Origin of the sequence: Paracoccus salipaludis (assembly GCF_002287065.1) — a bacterium.
Lineage (GTDB): Bacteria > Pseudomonadota > Alphaproteobacteria > Rhodobacterales > Rhodobacteraceae > Paracoccus > Paracoccus salipaludis.
Genome location: NZ_NSJZ01000001.1, coordinates 211,390 through 229,563 on the forward strand (window position 1 = coordinate 211,390; position 18,174 = coordinate 229,563).

Genomic DNA, 18,174 nt, shown 5'->3' on the forward strand with positions numbered 1-18,174 from the left:
GGCGAAAGGGGCCCTCAGGCCCGGGGAGAGAGGGTGGCGGCGCCCATGCTGGTCGGGGCCTGGGCACGGGCGCGCGAGGCGGAAAGCGTCTGGCGCAGCTCGGCCTCCATCTTCTGCAGGTCCATCTCGGCCGCCGCGCGGCGGGCCTTGCCCTCGTCGGCGATGCGCAAGCTGTCCTCGATGGTGGCGATCAGTTCGGCGTTGGCGGTGCGGACCGATTCGATGTCGAAGACGCCGCGTTCCATCTCCGTGCGGATGCGGGCGTTGGCCTCGCGCAGGTTCTTGGCGTTCGAGGTCAGCAGGTCGTTGGTGAGGTCCGTGGCCTGCTTGACGGCCGCCGCCGCCTGCGACGACCGCTGGATCGTCACCGCCTGCGCAAGCTGCGTTTCCCACAGCGGCACGGTGTTCACCAGGGTCGAGCTGATCTTGGTCACCAGCGACTTGTCGTTTTCCTGCACCAGCCGGATCGAGGGCAGCGACTGCATCGTGACCTGTCGAGTCAGCTTGAGGTCATGGACCCGCCGTTCCAGGTCGTCGCGCATCGCGCGGAGGTCGCGCAGCTCCTGCGCCTCGATGATGTCGCCGTCGGTGGCCGAGCCCTGGACCTCGGCCTCCTTGGCGGGGATGACCTTGGTGTCCAGCTCGCGCAGCTTTTCCTCGCCCGCGGCGATGTACAGCGCGAGTTCGTCGTAGAAATCCAGCGTGCGTTCGTACAGCACGTCCAGCGACTTGATGTCCTTCAGCAGCGTGTGCTGATGGCTTTCAAGATCGGCCGTGATCTTGTCGATCTGGCCCTGCACCTGTTCGTAGTTGGCCACGAACTTGGCGAAGGGCGCGGCGCGGCCCATCAGCTTTTCCCACCAGCTGCGCTCGCGCCGAACGTCCAGTTCCGACACGGAAAAGCCGCGGATGGTGGACACGATCTCGCGCAGGGAATCCCCGGCGGGGCCAATGTCCTTGTTCTTGACGTCGGCCAGCATCGCCTGGCTGATCTCCTGCAGCCCCGCCTGCGCGCGCGACCCGAAATGCACGATGGACGTGGTGTCCTTCAGGTCGATCTCGTCCATGCGCTGGCGGATCGCCTCGGCCACCGGGGTGTCGGCGCGCTCCAGCGGGACGACCTCTCCGGCCGGTTCGGGCAGCACCACCGAGGTGACGGCCTGAAGTTCCGGCAGGGCGGCCTCGGCGCGGGCCTGGGTTTCGGTGCTCATCGTGCGCTTCCCCTTGGTCGGGCCCGGAGGATGGGCCTTTCGGTCGTCGTTGATCGTCGGCTCGGCCACGCGGCGTCAGCGCAGCATAGGCCCGATTGATGGGCGTTCAACAAGGCACGGGGGGCAAAGTTCCGGAAAGTGCAAGCCAAACGATGTATTGGCGGAAGCGTGCCCGGCCCCCGCGGCTTGCGTTGCGCGGCACAAGGGGCGCGTGTATTGAGCGACCGTTCAACCGTTGGGAAGGAACATCGATGCGCAGGGTCGTCGTCACCGGTCTGGGGATGGTCACGCCGCTGGCGTGCGGGGTCGAGGAAACCTGGGCCCGCCTTCTGGCCGGCCAATCGGGGGCGGGGCCGATCACGCGCTTCGACGCCTCGAACGTGGTCACGAAATACGCCTGCGAGATTCCCTTCGGCGACGGCTCGGACGGCAGCTTCAACCCTGACGACTGGATGGACGCCAAGGACCGCCGCAAGGTGGACGACTTCATCCTCTACGGGATGGCCGCGGCCGAGCAGGCGGTGAAGGATTCGGGCTGGGAGCCCGAAACCGAGGAACAGCGCGAGCGCACGGGCGTCATGATCGGCTCGGGCATCGGCGGGCTGACCACCATCGCCGAGACGGCCGTCCTGATCAAGGAACGCGGCCCCAAGCGGGTGTCGCCCTTCTTCATCCCCGGTTCGCTGATCAACCTCGTCTCGGGCCAGGTCTCGATCCGCTTCGGCTTCAAGGGGCCGAACCATGCCGTCGTGACGGCCTGCTCGACCGGCGCGCATGCCATCGGCGACGCGGCGCGGCTGATCGCGGCGGGCGACGCCGACGTGATGATCGCGGGCGGGGCCGAGGCGCCGATCTCGGAAATCGGCATCGCGGGCTTCAACGCCTGCAAGGCGCTGTCCACCAAGCGCGACAACGACCCCAAGTCGGCCAGCCGCCCCTGGGACGTCGACCGCGACGGCTTCGTCATGGGCGAGGGCGCGGGCATCCTGGTGCTTGAGGAATACGAGCACGCCAAGGCGCGCGGCGCGAAGATCTACGCCGAGGTGCTGGGCTATGGCCTGTCGGGCGACGCTTATCACATCACCGCCCCGTCCGAGGACGGCGACGGCGGCTTCCGGTCCATGACCGCGGCGTTGAAGCGGGCGGGGCTGGAAGCGTCGTCCATCGACTACATCAATGCGCATGGCACCTCGACCATGGCCGACGTGATCGAACTGGGCGCGGTGGAGCGCCTGCTGGGCGATCACGCGGGCAATGTCACCATGTCCTCGACCAAGTCCTCGATCGGCCATCTTCTGGGGGCTGCGGGCGCGGTCGAGGCGATCTTCTGCATCCTCGCCATCCGCGACCAGGTCGCGCCGCCGACCATCAACCTGGACGAGCCCGCGCGCGAGACGGCCATCGACCTGGCCGCCAACGCCGCCGTGCGCCGCAAGATCGACGTGGCGCTGTCCAACAGCTTCGGCTTCGGCGGCACCAACGCCAGCCTGGTCGTGGGCAAGGTCCGGGGCTGATGTGGCGATCCATCGCCTCGAACTTCCTGACGCTGCTGATCGTCCTTCTGGTCGCGGCGGCGGTGGCCGTCGCCTGGGGGCGCAACCAGTATAACGCGCCCGGCCCCAGCGCCGTCGCGCAATGCGTGGAAATCCCGCAGGGCGCGCGGCTGAACGAGGTCAGCAAGCAGCTCGAGGCGCAGGGCGTCATCGCCTCGCCCTACATCATGCGGACGGGGGCCGACTACGCCGGCAAGGCGGGGCAGCTCAAGTTCGGCAGCTACCTGGTCCCGCCCCGTGCCAGCATGGCCGAGGTGGTGGACACGATCACCGCAGGCGGTCCCTCGACCTGCGGGACCGAGGTCATCTTCCGCGTGGGCGTGCGCGACAACGCGCTGGTCCTGCGCGACATGAACCCGGAAAACGGCCGCTACGAGGACCGCATCCGCCATGACCCTGCGGCCGGCGAGACGCCCGAGGCTATCGTGCAGGCCGTGGCCAAGCCGGGTGCGCGGCTGCGCGTGGCCGTGGCCGAGGGCACGACCGTCTGGCAGGTGGTCGAGGCCGTCAGGCAGGCGCCCTTCCTGGAAGGCGCGGTCGGACCCGTGCCTCCGGAAGGCACGCTTGCCCCCGATACCTACGAGGTCAACCGCGGCGCCAGCCGGCGCGAGCTGATCGACCGGATGCGCGTGGCGCAGGACGCGATCCTGGCGGCCGCCTGGGAGAGCCGGCCCTTCGGGCTGCCCTACCGGACCCCGGAAGAGGCGCTGACCATGGCCTCGATCGTGGAAAAGGAAACCGGTGTCGCCGAGGAGCGACCGCGCGTCGCCGCCGTCTTCGTCAACCGCCTGCGCGAAGGAATGCGGCTGCAGACGGACCCGACGGTGATCTATGGCGTCACGAACGGGCGCGAGGTGCTGGACCGCGGCCTGCGCCGGTCGGAGCTGGAACGGCGCACGCCCTTCAACACCTATCAGGTGGACGGCCTGCCCCCGACCCCCATCGCCAACCCGGGCCGGGCGGCGATCCAGGCGGCGCTGAACCCCGAGAACAGCGACTACCTGTATTTCGTGGCCGATGGCACCGGCGGGCACGCCTTCGCCCGCACGCTGGAAGAGCACAACGCCAACGTCGCCCGCTGGCGCGCCATCGAGCAGGCGCAGGGCGTCGAGGCCGAATCTGCCGTCCAGACCGACTGAGGCGGCCCGCGCCCGGGGCGCTTATTCGACCACGCCCTGCGCCGACCAGGCGCAATGGACGGCGGGCGTGCCCTCCGGGGCGGGGGTGCAGGCCGCGCCCTCGGCGAGCGGCTCGATCACCGCGCCGGTTTCGGGCAGCGTCACGCGCCAGGGATGGGGGTGCCCGGCGCTGTCGCCGCCGTGGCCATAGGGCGTGAACTCCAGGTCCGTCTCGGCGCAGCGGGCGGCCAGAACCGTATGGCCCGCGCCTTCCAGCACCTTCTGCACCGCCTGCGCCTTTGCCACGCAGTCCTGGGCCGTGTCGGCCGAGGTCAGGCCCAGATGTGTGGCGTCTCCGCCTTGGGCGAGGGTCAGGACGACCAGGACGGGCTTCAGCATCGGGCAGTCTCCTTCAAGGGCCGGGCGGCGCGATGCTAGCGGCGGGGCAAAGGGTTGCCCAGACCGGCCGCGCGGACCTGCGACCCTTCCCTTTCCCGTGCATTTGCCGCATGGATTTCGCATGACGCGCGAGCCCGACCACAACCAGACGCTGATCGCCGCCGAGAACGGCCCGGTGATCGAGGCCGACGACACCGGCCTTGTCCTGCGCCTGTCCGACCGCGTGATCCGCGATATCGCCCGGCGGATCGGCCTGCCCGCCGCACCTGAAGCCGCGCCCGAGGCTGCGCCCGTGCAGCCCGCATCCGCCACGGTCCAGTGGCTGGACGCGGCCCTTCTGGGCGACATCGATGCCTGGGACCTGCAACGCGAAGGCGAGTGGCTGCGCTTCCTCGCCCACCGCCCCGGTCCTCAGGGCGCGCGCCGCTATCGACGCCACGCTTCCGGTGGCGGCATTATCGCCGAAACGCCGGGGCCGGTCCTGGGCCTGCTCTCGCTCGGCGCCGGCCGCCGGATGACGACCTTTGGCGGCACGCCCGATTTTCCCCATCATGTGATGGCCTGCCATGTCCCCGACGAGGGCGAGCCGGACCATCCGGTCCACGGCTGGCGCAACCGGAGCGCGGACACCATGCTGGCCGAGACGACGAACCTCGCCGACAGCGCCCCGATGGACCGCTTGCGGGACGAACTGGTGCGCAATGCGGCCGAACTGGGGCTGGACCTGTCGGGGGCCGAGAACCCGGCCGACGGGATCAACGCGATGATGGCGGTGGACGGCTCGGTCGTGCTGGCGGGCGGGGCGCGTGAGACAGACTACTGGGCCTATGGGGCGGACACCGCAAAGGTGAAGGCAAGCGCCGCGGGCGGCTACGACACGCTCTGGTACATGGCAGGACCCGACGATTACGTCCTGCACATGCCCGCTCATATCCAGCAGGTCAGGATCGCGACAGTAGTGGCCCGCAGCGAGAGCGGCACTGACACCAAGACCCTGCGCGTCGTGGCTCATCCCGAGAGCCCCTTCCGCTTCGAAACCTCCGAACGGGTCGAGGTGCATGTCATAGGCTCGAACGGCGACGATGTCATGGTCGGTCCCAAATATGGCGGTGCTACCTTCCACGGCGGGGCAGGCGACGACCTGCTGAGGTCAGTGGCCAGGCCCGGGACAAAGCGCAACACCTTCCATGGCGGTTCGGGAAATGACACGCTGATCGGGGGCTTGGGGCAGCGCGACATCCTGATCGGCGGGTCCGGTGATGACGTGCTGCAGCTTGTCGGCGGCGGGGGCAAGATCTTCGCCGGCCCCGGCAACGACGTGATCCGCGCCTCGGACGGCAAGGCCGAGATCGATGCGGGTCCCGGCCGCAACACGATCGAACTGGGGGCGGGAACCCACCGCGTCACCCTGGGCCCGGGTCCGAACCGCATTGTCGCGGGCCCCGGCGCCAAGCGCTTCATCCTGGAACGCGGCGCCACCGTGGCGCTGACCGGCTGGGACAAGGCGCAGCGCTACGTGCTGAAGGACTGGCCCGGGCCGGTTCAACAACGCGTGCTCGACGGGGGCGAGGTGATGATCTTCGCCGCGACCTCCTGTCTTGTTGTCACCGACTGTCCGCCCGGCCTTGATCTTGTGTCCCAGGTCGAGGGCGAGGGCGCCTGACCGCGCCAGGAAAGGATCACGATGGATTGCGACGCGCTTGAATTCCATTCGCGGATGGCGGGCTGGAACGCCGTCTCGATGGCGACCGAATACAAGACCGTGGTCAGCGACCCTGCCGCGCTGAAGACGCGCGAGGGGACTGGCGTGGACGAGGCGCTGCGCGGCTTCATGCTGTCCCGGCTGAACGCCCGGTCGGCCGCGCGCCTGTCCGACGAGGACGCGGACCTGGCCGCCGAGCTGAAGGACGGCGGCCGCATCGCCCTGCTGCTGGACCCCGTCACGCGCGAGCCCGCGCGCCTGCCCGACGGCCGGCTGCTGACCATCGACGCCCCGCAGAAGCGCAGCAAGACCGCGGGGCTGGAATCGATGGTCAGCTGGCGCTCGGACGTGGGCGTCTACCTTCAGGTCGGCGGCGGGGCCGAGCGCTTCGTCTCGGTGCTGCGGGAAAGCTTTCCCGAGGTGAACGTGGTGCGCCTCGATTTCAACGCCGAAAGCGTCGACAACGCCTCTGTCACCGAGGAGTGGCGCGACTTCGCGCTGACCGCCGCGAATGCGGGGCTTGGGCTGGTCATCCAGAACTCGGACGGCGACCTGGCCGGCGGGCTCAAGCGCGCGCAGCCGGTTGAACTCGGGCCCCCGGACGCGCTGGCGCAGGTGTCGGGGGAATGGAAGATCAACCGGGTCCAGGCGGACTGGCAGAAGATGCTGGACTGGTTCCGCCGCCCCGAGAACGCCCGGATCCTGGATGCCGTGGTCGGCTGGGAGCTGATCAACGAGCCCATGGCCTATGGCAACAAGCCCGAGGCCGGCGCGCTTTACAGCCGTCACATGGCCGACCTGATCGGGGCGCTCGACTGGGGCGACAAGCGGCTGTTCGTCGGCGGGCTGCGCGCCTCGGCGCAGTTCGAGCATCTGGACCACGACCTGATCCGCCAGGCCGCGGGCGACCGGCTGGTCTGGTCGGCGCACATGTATCCCGGCTGGGTGGTGGCCAAGACCCCCGACCCGGACGGCGGCAAGTTCCACGACCAGATCTGCCGCCGCATCGGCACCCTGACGCAGCCGGGCGACGACATCATGGTGACGGAGTCCCAGCTTTACACCGAAGCGGGTTCGCTGGACCCCGCCACGGGGGGCGGCAAGGCCGCGCAAAGCTACAACATGGCCCGCAAGCTGCCGTGGTTTGCCGACAACGGCATCGGCTGGACCTGGTGGCCGCCTGTCGGGCGCGCCTCGCAGATGCTGCGCTGGAACGGCGGAAAGGTCGGCTACGAGGTCGAGATCGAATCCGCGGCCTTCGCGCATTGGGGCTGGGTGCGCGACGAGACGCAGGCCCCCAAGGGCGCGGCCGAGCACTGGGGCGGGGTCGGGGGCGAGACGCTGGCCGTCGATCCCTCACGCGGCGAGAAGGTGGACCACGTCGTCGGGGGCGTCTCGAACCCGCACGGTCTGGTCTATGCGCTGGCAGGCGACGACCGCGTGACCGGCGGCGAGCTGACCGACCTGCTGTATGGCGGGGCGGGCGGGGACAGGCTCGAGGGCGGCACGGGCGGCGACTGGCTGTTCGGCGGTCCGGGCGACGACCTTCTGGAGGGCGGCGCCGGCGACGACGTGCTGATCGACCCCGAGGGGGCGAACAGCCTGACCGGCGGGGCGGGCAACGACCATCTCGAAGGCTCGGGCATCCTGGACGGGGGCGAGGGCGAGGATGTCCTGACCGCCACCGGCGAAGGCACGACCCTGACCGGCGGACCCGGACCGGACCGCTTCCTGCCGCCCCTGCGCGGCCGGATCACCTTTGCCGATTTCACGCCCGGCGAGGACAGGCTGGACCTGTCGCTGCTGCAAACCCCCGACCGCGCGCCGACGCTGGAACTGCGCGGCGCGGACGGTGAAACGACGCTGGTCTGGGGCGACCTCGCGGTGACGATGCCGGGCGTGACCGGGCTGACCGAGGCCGACATCATCAACGCGGGCCCGAGGCGCGTGGTGCTGACGGGCGGTTAAGTCAGGAACGGGCGCGCCGGGAAGCATCTGGCAGGCGCTGCCCTTCCATTCCGCCAGAGACCCCTTCGCCCTCGGGGGTGACGGCCAGGGCACCTGACGCCCTGGCGGCTCAACAAGCGGTCAGCGGTTCGGTCCTGTCCTGCTTCAGGAACAGCAATGCGCCGTTTTCGGCAGAGGTCGATCTTTCGGCCAGACCATGCGCCGCAAGCACGCGGCCGTCGTCGTGGCGAGTCCCCTCGGCCTCACCCTCGGTCACGACGATCACCCGCCTGACCGAATCCAGCGGCATCGCGGCCAGCAGGTCGGGCGTGACCAGCTCGGGCCGGGACAGGCGCAGCGTGTCGGGGCGGAAGTCGCGCAGGCAGGCGGCCAGGCCCGCGGCCTCGGCGGCGCCGTCCGAGGGCAGGCGGAGGGGGCCGTCCACCACCTTCAGCCGCGTGCTGTCCTCGAAGCCGTTCCGGCGGTGGATCATGCGGGCGGCGGCGGCAAGGCCGGGGCGGTCCTCGTGCAGCATGACCACCAGCCGGGGGTGAAGGCGCAGCGCGACCATGGCCGGGAAGCCCAGGCCGCCGCCCACGTCAAGAAGCCGCGCCGTCCCGGCAAGCTGGCCGGGCAGGTTGCGGGCATTGCGGCGGTCGAACTTGCCCGCCAGCACCGCCTTGACCGCCTCGGTCGAAAAGATGCGGAAGTCGCCCGGCAGCAGCACGCCGTGGTTCTCGGCCCATTCGATCTCGCCCTCGGGCTCGGACGAAAGATCGACCGGGATGACATAGGGCCCTGGGGCCCGGGCCGGGGCGGGCAGGGGCGCGCCCCGCTCCTCGGCGGCGGCGTCCTTGGGGCGCCTGACACGGCCCATCAGCTCGGCGATGCGGGCCGGGTCGCGGGCCTTGGGCGGCTTGGCCTCGACGCTGGAGATCGGGACGCGGCCCGCCTCGATCAGGCCGTCGCGCAGGGCGCGGTAGGCGTCGGACTGGCGGTATTCAGCCAGCCGCGCCTCGACCCGGGCCAGCGCCGTTTCGTGCAGTTCGCGCAGCACGGGATCGGTCAGAAGCTCGGCCATGATCGCCGCGCGGGCGGGGGCATGGCGCAGGATGCGGGTGTCGGGCACCTCGTTGCGGTCCTGCAGCGACCAGTAGCCGGCGTTGTACTTGTCGGCCTTGTTGTTCACGTTGGCGCGGAACTTGCGCAGCGCGTAGCTGTCCACCGACTTGACCGCGTAATGGTTCATCTGCGCCCAGTCATAGCCGATCGTGCGCGTGATCGAGCGCCAGCCGTGGAAACGGAAATAGTCCTCCATCGGCTTGCCCGAGCCGTTCAGCCGGCGCACCGTGTCGGGAAAGCCGTCCTCGAGATGCTTGTTCTTGATGGACGGCCGATGGATGCCGAGCTTCCAGTATTCGGGATCGAACTTGAACAGCGTCTTGACGCCCCAGCCCTTGTTCCAGTCGGGGGGCGCGGCGCGGGTGTACTGTTCCGTCACGGGCGCGCGCGACCAGTCCACGACCCCGTTCGAGCCGAAGATGCGCCAGGTCACGACGATGCCGTTCGCGTCCCGCGCCACGGCGTCGTCCAGCATCCCGTCCAGCGTCCCCGAAGGGTGGTTGATCGACAGGAACTCGTCGGCGTCGAAGACCAGCACCCAGTCGGCATCCTGCACCAGCGGCTCGTTCTGGGCGTGGTTCAGGGCCGAGGGCTGGGGCTTCACCCCCTGCGGGATGACGTTGTGGCGGTGGTGGCCGAGGCCGAGTTCTTCCAGCCGCTGCAGGATCTCGACCGTGCCGTCGGTGCAGTCGTTGGTGTAGACAAGGATGTCGGTGAAGCCCACGGCAAGGTGGTGCGCGAACCATTCCAGCAGGAACGGTGCCTCGTCCTTCATCATCGACACGGCCATCACCGTGCCGTGGGGGCTTTCATGCTTCTTCAGCTTCACCTTGGGCCTTCCATTCTTCCTGCGCCCCTCAGCCCTCGCGCGAGATCCGCGCGGGATCGGTCCGGGCCACCCGCTCGTCGCGCCGCATGACGGCCACCGCATGGGCGTCCCGCACGGCGGGGTCCGCCAGCGCCTCAACCATCATCGCGCGCACCGCGGGGGCGAAGCGGTGGATCTCGGTCCGCTCGGCCTCGTTGATGTCGAAGCGGTTGAGATAGCCGTCCGCGAAGCGTCCCTTGTTGCCCAGGCCGGACCGGCGCGTCCGCTTCAGCAGGAACTGCCGCAGCGACTTGACCGGGTAATGGTTGATCTGGGCGACCCGCGGCTGCTTCTTGAACTCGCGCGGCAGCAGTTCGTCGGGGCGGCCGTTCTCCTTGGCCCGGCCCGCGAATTCGTCGGGCAGCAGGCTCAGGTCCTGCGCGGCCATGCGGACCGTCGCATCCGCAGACCAGATGGGGCGATGCGCGAAAAGCTGTTCGATGTCGGCCGAGGCGCGGAACAGGCACTTGAAGGTGCGTTCCATCCGCGTCAGCTGGGCCGAGGTCATGGTGAAGCTTTCTATGACCAGCCCCTCGGGGACATCCACGTGGCCCGAACTGCCGAAGTTCCGCCAGGGCAGGGCCATCGCGTCCGCGCCGCGCTGCTCCAGCGCCGCGACAAGCGCGGGCAGGTCGGGCACCGTCAGCGGCAGCAGGAACTCGTCGGCATCGGCCCAGAAGGCCCAGTCCGCCCGGCGATAGACCGGATCGGCGAAGATCAGGCGGGCGGCTGCATCCTGTGGCGCAAGCTCCTGGCCCAGCACGCTGTGGCGGCGGTGGTGGACAAGCCCGGCCGCCTGCAGGGCGTCCAGCAGGTCGTCCGAGCCGTCCGTGCAGTCGTTGGTATAGACCAGCACCTCGTCGAAGCCGACGGCGCGCTGATAGCAGACCCATTCGAGGACATCGGGCCCCTCGTCCTTCATCGCCGAAAAGGCAAGCTTCACCGGGGCTCTCCCTTGTTCGCCGCCGTCATGGCCCGCGGGGGCCGGGACAGCCCTCACTCCTCCAGCGCTGCCGCCGGGTCGATGCCCACCTGCTCGCACATGCGCGCGACATAGGAGTTCGCCAGCGGCGGGTTCTTCCGCCATCAGGGCTTGGTGCCGTTGGTGTAAAGATGGACCGAGACCGTCTTGTCGGTGAAATGCCCCTCGACCCGGCCATGGGGGTCGAAGAACACGTCGTTCAACTGGAACGGAACGGGATAAAGCACGTCGGGGGTCATGGCCTTGTCGATGTCGCCGGTCTGCTGGGCGAACCAGGTGAAGGCCTGCGGGCCGAAGGCGGTGCGCTCGGTCTTGTAGATCGCGGCGCCATGCGACAGGCCGCCCTTTTCGGTCAGCTTGTCCATCTGCTTGCGCTGCTTCTTGTTCCACCAGGCCGGGTAGTCGGGCAGGTTGTCGTAGTAATCCAGCAGCAGGTCCATCAGGCGGCATTCCTGCGGCAGCCCGACGACGCCGAAGTTCAGCGCCCCCCGCATCCCGTGACCCGCGAAGACATAATCCCATTCGTCCGGGAAGGGCTTGTGGCAGAAGGCGTCGCAGTCGATCCACAGCGCGCCCGTCTTCCGGATCATCTTGTAGCGGAAGACGTTCGACAGGAACGAGGCCGAGGTATCCTCGACCAGCTGCATGTCCAGGTCCATGATCTCGGACGCCGGGCGGATGTCCACGCCTTCGGGCGCATTGTCCACCTTGCCGGTGCAGTAAAGCGTCACCGGATGGCCGTGCAGCAGATGCGACTTGAGACAAAGCTGGTTGAGGTAGTGCAGCTTGTCGCCGATCCACAGCGAGGCTACCGGGCGTCGATCGAGTTGCATTGGAATCTCCCGCTAGAAAGGGAGTTGGCGCCCTATACCGCAGGTTGCATGGTTCATCCAGCCGCCTCGGGAGGATTGTCGCTGCCCTGTGGCGGCCGGGACTTGGCAGGCGGGGCAAGCTGCCGCATCCGGCACAGTTCCACCTGCAGCGACATGGGCAGGACGGGCGTATCGGGCGACTGCGCCAGTCGCGTGAACATCAGGAAGTTCTGATGGTCCCTCAGCAGAGCTGCGACCTTTTCGCGCCGCCAGGTGATGCCCTGATCATGCAGCCGACGGATCTCGGGGTCGGCCAGGAACGCCTCGACCCCCGCACGCACCGCGTCGGCGTGGCGCAGGATGCTGCGGTCCTCGACCGTGTTGAAGTTGCGCTCGATCCAGTAGCCGAGGTCGATCGGGACATCCATGAGGTTGGCCCGGCCGCGATAAGCCTTGAGCAGGAAGTTCTCGACCGAGTTCAAGGCGTAGTGATTCAACTGGGCAAGGCCGTATCGCTTGGCCCCGCTGATCATGAAGGAACTTCTGCTCAGCGTGAAGGGCTGCCCGTTGCCGTCCACCCAGCCCTCGGTGACCGCCTTTCCGCCTTCGGTGACGGGGCGGTGCACGCCGAGGCGCGCGAATCTCGGGTCCTTGCGGAACAGGCTCTTGAACTGGCCGGCGCGCATGGGCCACAGCATCTGCTCGGGCGCTGCGCGCTGGAACTGCTCGATCACCAGCCCGGGTTCGAACCGCAGCCGGCCCGAGCTGCCGAACATGCGCCAGGGCACGGCGAATCCCTGCGCGCCGGGCACGGCCGCGAAAAGGTCGTCGAGACGCCCGCCGCCCGCATGGATGACGAGGAACTCGTCCACATCCGCCACCATGATCCATTCGGCCCGCTTGGTCAGGCGGTGGTTTCGCGCGCGTGACAGCGCCTGCCACTGCACGGCCTTCCTGCCCCGCCGGGGATTGGGGACATGGGTCAGGACCTTCAGTTCCGCCAGCCGGTCCAGAAGGGCGTCGGTGCCGTCGTCGCAGTCGTTCGTGTAGACCAGGAAGTCGGTGAAGCCGATCAGGCGGTGATAGGCGATCCATTCCAGGACGAATGGCGCTTCGTTCCGCATCGAGGTGATCATCAATCGCATGGCAGGGTCCGGACTTTGCGTCCGGCGAGCAGGCTCGGACCGATAGGGCATGGATTATACGCAAGTTTCTGTTAAGAGAATGGCGAATTGCAGCTTAGGAAGAACGCCATGAAGATCGCAGTTGTCGGCCTGGGTTACGTGGGCCTTTCCCTGGCCGTCCTGCTGGCGCAGAGGGACGAGGTGGTGGCGCTGGACGTCAACACCGCCCGCGTGGACCAGGTGAATGCGGGCATGTCGCCCATCGAGGACGCCGACATCAGCGATTTCCTGAAGAACCGGAGCCTGAACCTGACCGCGACGACCGACGTCCGGCAGGCGATGACCGGGGCCGATTACGTCATCATCGCCACGCCCACGAACTATGACACGCGCACCAACCGCTTCGACACCTCGACGGTCGAGGGGGTGATCGCGCAAGCGCGCGACTACGCGCCCCAGGCCACCGTTGTCGTGAAATCGACCATTCCCGTCGGCTTCACGGAACGGATGCGGGCGGAATACGGCACGGACCAGATCCTTTTCTCGCCCGAGTTCCTGCGCGAAGGCCGGGCGCTGCACGACAACCTGCACCCGTCCCGCATCGTCGTGGGCGACAGCACGGCGCAGGCGCGGCGCTTTGCCGAGCTGCTGGCGGCGGGCTCGCTGGACGCGGACGTGCCGGTCCTGTTCACCGGCTCGACCGAGGCCGAGGCGGTGAAGCTGTTTTCCAACACCTATCTCGCGATGCGCGTGGCCTTCTTCAACGAGCTGGACAGCTACGCGCTGACCAACGGCCTCGACGCCCGCCAGATCATCGACGGCATGTGCCTCGACCCGCGCATCGGCTGCCATTACAACAACCCCAGCTTCGGCTATGGCGGGTACTGCCTGCCCAAGGACACCAAGCAGCTTCTGGCGAACTACGCCACCGTGCCGCAGAACCTGATCGCGGCGGTGGTCGAATCGAACCGCACCCGCAAGGACGTGATCGCCGACCAGATCGTGGCCAGGCAGCCCCGGGTCGTGGGCGTGCACCGGCTGGTGATGAAGGCGGGCTCGGACAACTTCCGCGACAGTTCCGTCCAGGGCATCATGAAGCGGATCAAGGCCAAGGGCATTCCGGTCATCGTCTACGAGCCCGTGCTGCAGGACGACCTGTTCTACAATTCGCCCGTGATCCGCGACTTGGGCGAGTTCAAGACCCAGGCCGACCTGATCATCGCCAACCGCCTGACGCCCGATCTGGAAGACGTGGCGGACAAGGTCTATACCCGCGACCTCTTCGGGCAGGACTGACCCATGCGCACCATCCTCGTCACCGGCGCGGCCGGCTTCATCGGCTTCCACCTGAGCCGGGTCATGCTGGACGAGGGCTGGCGGGTCGTGGGGCTGGACAACCACAACGACTACTACGACCCCGCGCTGAAATCCGCGCGCGAGGCGCAGTTGCTGGACAACCCGAACTACCGGGCCGTGCGCGGCTCGGTCGAGGACCCCGGCCTTCTGATGGACCTGTTCGCCGGGGAAAGGCCCGAGGCGGTGGTCCATCTCGCGGCCCAGGCGGGCGTGCGCTATTCGATCGACAACCCGCGCGCCTATGTCCAGGCCAACCTGCTGGGCACCTTCGAGCTGCTGGAAGCCGCCCGCGCCCATCCGCCCCGGCACATGCTGCTGGCCTCGACCAGCAGCGTCTATGGCGCGAACACGGAAATGCCCTACCGCGAGACCGACAAGGCGGACTCGCAGATGTCCTTCTACGCGGCCACCAAGAAGTCGAACGAGGCGATGGCGCATTCCTATGCCCATCTCTTCGGGCTGCCGATGACGATGTTCCGCTTCTTCACGGTCTACGGCCCCTGGGGGCGTCCCGACATGGCGCCCTACCTGTTCACCAGCGCGATCTTCGAAGGCCGGCCGATCAAGGTCTTCAACCACGGCGACATGAAGCGCGACTTCACCTTCGTGCTGGACCTGGTGCGGGCGATCCGGCTGCTGATCGACGCGGTGCCGGGGGACAAGCCTGCGGGCGAGTTCGACAGCCTGTCCCCGGTCGCGCCCTTCCGGGTGGTCAACATCGGCAACGGAGCGCCCGTGCCGCTGCTGGACTTCATCGCTGCGATCGAGGACGCGGCGGGCCGCCCGGCGGAACGGCAGATGCTGCCCATGCAGCCCGGCGACGTGCCCGCCACCTGGGCCGACACCACGCTGCTGCGGGCGCTGTCGGGCTATGCCCCCCAGACCGAGGTGCGCGACGGCGTGAAGCAGTATGTGGACTGGTTCCGCGACTATTACGGCGTGGACAAGGGCTGAGCCTCACGCGTCGTCGCGCGGGGCGCGGCCCACGTCCGCCGCATCGTGGGCCACGGACTTCACGATGGCGGTCAGCGCCTCGCCCGGTGCGATGCCAAGCTGAAGGGCTGACCGCCGGGTGATCCGCGACAGGATCGGCCCGGCTCCGGTGGACAGCCGGACCAGCACCGCGCCCCCCCGGTCCGTGACCGATTCCACGATCCCCGGCAGGATGTTCAGGGCCGACAGTCCCTGCGGCTGGCCCCGCGCCAGCATCACGTCGGCGGCCGCGATCCGCAGCCGCAGCCGCGTGCCGGGCGGGGCCGCCAGCGTCGGCAGAAACAGCGGCCGCCCGCCCGCGCGCAACTCGGTCACGCCGTCGGGGTGATGTGCGGCAACGGTTGCCTCGATCACGGCGCCCGCCTCGCGTCCCGGCCCGGCGGCGGCGGGGTCGGCCAGCACCTCGGCGGCGGGGCCCATGCGGGTGATGCGGCCCGCATCCAGCATGACGACGGTGGTGGCGATCCGCGCGACCTCGGCGGGCGAATGGCTGACATACAGCATCGGCACCCGCCAGTCGTCGCGCAGCCGTTCCAGATAGGGCAGGATCTCGGCCTTGCGGTCGTCGTCCAGCGCCGACAGCGGCTCGTCGGCGAGGATCAGGCGCGGCTCGGCCAGAAGCGCGCGGCCGATGGCGACGCGCTGGCGCTCTCCGCCCGAGAGGGTCGCGGGGGCGCGGTCCAGAAGGGAGCCGATGCCCAGCATCTCGACCACCGCCGCTTCCGCGGTCCGCCGGGCGGCACGGGGCGAGAACCAGCGGCCGTAGCGCAGGTTCTGCCGGACGGTCAGGTGCGGAAACAGCCGCCCGTCCTGGAAGATGACACCCAGGCGGCGGCGGTGCGGCGGCAGGTGGATGCGCCGCGCCGTATCGGTCAGCACCGTGCCGTCCACCACCACGCGGCCCGCGTTCGGGCGCAGCAGCCCGGCCACCGCGTTCAGCACCGTGGACTTGCCCGAGCCGGAATGCCCGAACAGCACCGTCACTCCGGGCGGGGCGTCGATACTCACGTCCAGCGAAAAGCCCGCGAAACGGTGGCGCAGCGCGACGGACAGGCTCATCGCCCCTGCACCCGGCGCATGGCCCGGCGGGCGAGCCATTCGGACGCCACCAGCGCCGACATGGCGACGACGACCGAGATCACGACCAGCCGGGCCGCCGGGGCCTCGCCCCCCGGCACCTGCAGGAAGCTGTAGATGGCCGAGGGCAGGGTCTGCGTCTGGCCGGGGATGTTCGACACGAAGGTGATGGTGGCCCCGAACTCTCCCATCGCCTTGGCGAAGGCCAGCACCGCGCCCGCGATCACGCCGGGCAGGATCAGGGGCAGGGTGACGGTGGCCCAGACCCACGGGCCCGAGGCGCCCAGCGTTCCCGCCGCCTGTTCCAGCCGGGGGTCCACGGCCTCGACGGACAGCCGGATCGCGCGCACCATCAGCGGAAAGGCCATGATGGCGGCCGCCAGCACCGCCCCGGTCCAGCGGAAGGCGAACACGATACCGAACCACTGGTCGAGCCACTGGCCGACCCAGCCCCGCCGCCCGAAGGTCAGCAGCAGCAGATAGCCCGTGACGACGGGCGGCAGCACCAGCGGCAGGTGCACCAGCCCGTTCAGCAGCCCGTGCCCCGGAAAGCGCCAGCGGGCGAGCGCATGGGCCACCAGCAGGCCGAAGGGCAGGCTGACCAGCGTCGCCCAGAACGAGACGCGCAGCGAAAGGCGCAGCGCGTCCCATTCCGCGGGGGAAAGCCAGTCGGCCAAGTCAGTTCAGGACCGTGAAGCCCTGCTGCCGGAACAGGGTCCCGGCCTCGGGCGCGCCCAATGCATCAAGGAAGGCGCGATCGGCCTCGTCGGCGGCATTCTTCAGCAGGGCGGCGGGATAGGTGATGGGGGCGTGGCTGTCTTCGGGAAAGGTGCCGACGACATGGACCCCGGGTTCGGCTGCCGCATCGGTGGCATAGACGATGCCCAGCGGGGCCTCGCCCGTGGCCACCAGCGCCAGCGCGGCGCGGACATTGTCGGCCTGCGCCACATGCGGCTCGACCTGGTCCCAGACGCCCAGCTTGGTCAGCGCCTCTTTCCCGTACTGCCCCGCGGGGACCGCATCGACCAGCGCCATCGCCAGCTTGCCGCCGTTCAGCGCGCCCGCCAGATCAAAGCCCTGGGCGGGCGTCAGTTGCGGCGCGGCCGCATCATGGGCCACCAGCACGAGCCGGTTGCCCAGCAGGTCGGCGCGGGTGCCCTCGACCAGGTCGCCGCCCTTTTCCACCTCGTCCATCCACTCGGTCGAGGCCGAGATGAAGATGTCCGCCGGCGCCCCCTGCAGGATCTGCTGGGCCAGGGCGTTCGACCCCGCGTAGCTGATCGTCACCCTGTCGCCGGTGGCCTGCTGGAAGGATTGCGCGATCGGGTCCAGCGCCGTCTTCAGCGAGGCGGCGGCGAAGACCACGACCTCATCCGCAGCGGCGGGCAGGGCCAGTCCGGCGGCAAGCAGCGGCCCGGCGACGGCGAGGAACGGGCGGGGCATGGGCGACCTCATCGGTTATGTCTGTCCGAACATAACCAAACAGCGCCGGCGCTCAATCGTTATTTCCTGCCGGACGTATCGGTCTGCAGCGCCTTCAGCGCGGCGATCCGGTGCGCGTTCACCTCGGCCGCGGCGGCCTCGATCCCGCGATACAGCGCCAGCACCTGCTGCCCGGTTTCGGTCAGGGTGGCGCCGCCACCGCCCGCGCCGCCCCGCGCGCTTTCCACAAGGGGCGCGCGGAACATGGCATTCAGCGTTTCGACCAGCATCCAGGCGCGCTTGTAGCTCATCCCCATCTCGCGCCCGGCGGCGGAAATCGAGCCGGTGCGCGCGATCCCGTCCAGCAGGGCGGCCTTGCCCGGACCGAGCATCGCCGAGTCGTTCAGGAACAGGCGGATGAAGAACTCGGGGTGCAGTCGCGGCGCGCTCATGCCCCCGAGGTTCCCGTATCGCGGGTACGAGGGCAA

Annotated in this window: 16 protein-coding genes; 6 read left to right on the forward strand and 10 right to left on the reverse strand. The window is 69.1% G+C overall.

Annotated features, from left to right (window positions below):
* Positions 1–14 precede the first annotated feature (14 nt).
* Positions 15–1,211 carry a toxic anion resistance protein gene (locus CK240_RS01045; protein WP_095638781.1) on the reverse strand — a complete coding sequence of 399 codons (1,197 nt, stop codon included), beginning with the start codon at positions 1,209–1,211 and terminating at the stop codon, positions 15–17.
* A gap of 251 nt (positions 1,212–1,462) precedes the next feature.
* On the opposite strand from CK240_RS01045, the gene fabF reads away from it, so the two are divergent.
* Positions 1,463–2,725, forward strand: a complete 1,263-nt coding sequence (gene fabF, locus CK240_RS01050; RefSeq protein ID WP_095638475.1) for a beta-ketoacyl-ACP synthase II — start codon at positions 1,463–1,465, stop codon at positions 2,723–2,725.
* Positions 2,725–3,903: an endolytic transglycosylase MltG gene (gene mltG / locus CK240_RS01055; RefSeq protein WP_095638476.1), complete on the forward strand. Its 1,179-nt coding sequence runs from the start codon at positions 2,725–2,727 to the stop codon at positions 3,901–3,903. Before fabF ends, mltG begins: the two co-directional genes overlap by 1 nt.
* Before the next feature lie 21 nt (positions 3,904–3,924).
* Here mltG and CK240_RS01060 read toward each other — a convergent pair whose 3' ends face one another.
* The gene (locus CK240_RS01060; RefSeq protein WP_095638477.1) at positions 3,925–4,281 is read right to left on the reverse strand and encodes a hypothetical protein; all 357 of its coding nucleotides are present in this window, start codon (positions 4,279–4,281) and stop codon (positions 3,925–3,927) included.
* Positions 4,282–4,402: 121 nt separating this feature from the next.
* On the opposite strand from CK240_RS01060, the gene CK240_RS01065 reads away from it, so the two are divergent.
* Both CK240_RS01065 and CK240_RS19120 read left to right on the forward strand, forming a co-directional pair.
* Positions 4,403–5,944: a calcium-binding protein gene (locus tag CK240_RS01065; RefSeq protein WP_095638478.1), complete on the forward strand. Its 1,542-nt coding sequence runs from the start codon at positions 4,403–4,405 to the stop codon at positions 5,942–5,944.
* A 21-nt stretch (positions 5,945–5,965) separates the two neighbouring features.
* Positions 5,966–7,951: a calcium-binding protein gene (locus CK240_RS19120; RefSeq protein WP_095638479.1), complete on the forward strand. Its 1,986-nt coding sequence runs from the start codon at positions 5,966–5,968 to the stop codon at positions 7,949–7,951.
* Between the two features lie 109 nt (positions 7,952–8,060).
* On the opposite strand, the gene CK240_RS01075 is transcribed toward CK240_RS19120, so the two are convergent.
* The 4 genes from CK240_RS01075 to CK240_RS01090 form a co-directional block, all read right to left on the reverse strand.
* The gene (locus CK240_RS01075; RefSeq protein ID WP_240517232.1) at positions 8,061–9,881 is read right to left on the reverse strand and encodes a glycosyltransferase family 2 protein; all 1,821 of its coding nucleotides are present in this window, start codon (positions 9,879–9,881) and stop codon (positions 8,061–8,063) included.
* A 28-nt stretch (positions 9,882–9,909) separates the two neighbouring features.
* Complete coding sequence (locus CK240_RS01080; RefSeq protein WP_095638481.1) at positions 9,910–10,863, reverse strand: glycosyltransferase family 2 protein; 954 nt, start codon at positions 10,861–10,863, stop codon at positions 9,910–9,912.
* Between the two features lie 143 nt (positions 10,864–11,006).
* Positions 11,007–11,735, reverse strand: coding sequence for a glycosyltransferase family 32 protein (locus CK240_RS01085; RefSeq protein ID WP_240517233.1), 729 nt, complete (start codon positions 11,733–11,735; stop codon positions 11,007–11,009).
* Positions 11,736–11,788: 53 nt separating this feature from the next.
* Positions 11,789–12,859 (reverse strand): glycosyltransferase family 2 protein, encoded by a 1,071-nt coding sequence (locus CK240_RS01090; protein WP_167649939.1) that lies wholly within the window; start codon positions 12,857–12,859, stop codon positions 11,789–11,791.
* Positions 12,860–12,967: 108 nt separating this feature from the next.
* Here CK240_RS01090 and CK240_RS01095 point away from each other — a divergent pair, with 108 nt between their 5' ends.
* Positions 12,968–14,134 (forward strand): nucleotide sugar dehydrogenase, encoded by a 1,167-nt coding sequence (locus CK240_RS01095; RefSeq protein WP_095638483.1) that lies wholly within the window; start codon positions 12,968–12,970, stop codon positions 14,132–14,134.
* 3 nt (positions 14,135–14,137) lie between these two features.
* Entirely contained in the window at positions 14,138–15,148 is a 1,011-nt protein-coding gene (locus CK240_RS01100; protein ID WP_095638484.1) for an NAD-dependent epimerase/dehydratase family protein, read from the forward strand.
* Between the two features lie 3 nt (positions 15,149–15,151).
* Here the strand turns inward: CK240_RS01100 and modC are convergent, their stop codons facing one another.
* The 4 genes from modC to CK240_RS01120 are packed head-to-tail and all read right to left on the reverse strand — an operon-like array spanning position 15,152 to position 18,138.
* Positions 15,152–16,246, reverse strand: coding sequence for a molybdenum ABC transporter ATP-binding protein (gene modC / locus CK240_RS01105; protein ID WP_095638485.1), 1,095 nt, complete (start codon positions 16,244–16,246; stop codon positions 15,152–15,154).
* Complete coding sequence (gene modB, locus CK240_RS01110) at positions 16,243–16,941, reverse strand: molybdate ABC transporter permease subunit (RefSeq protein WP_095638486.1); 699 nt, start codon at positions 16,939–16,941, stop codon at positions 16,243–16,245. The genes modC and modB overlap by 4 nt, the downstream gene beginning before the upstream one ends.
* 1 nt (position 16,942) lies before the next feature.
* Positions 16,943–17,707, reverse strand: a complete 765-nt coding sequence (modA, locus tag CK240_RS01115) for a molybdate ABC transporter substrate-binding protein (protein ID WP_095638487.1) — start codon at positions 17,705–17,707, stop codon at positions 16,943–16,945.
* A gap of 59 nt (positions 17,708–17,766) precedes the next feature.
* A complete protein-coding gene (locus tag CK240_RS01120) occupies positions 17,767–18,138 on the reverse strand; it encodes a winged helix-turn-helix domain-containing protein (RefSeq protein WP_095638488.1) in 372 nt (123 codons plus the stop codon).
* Positions 18,139–18,174: the final 36 nt, after the last annotated feature.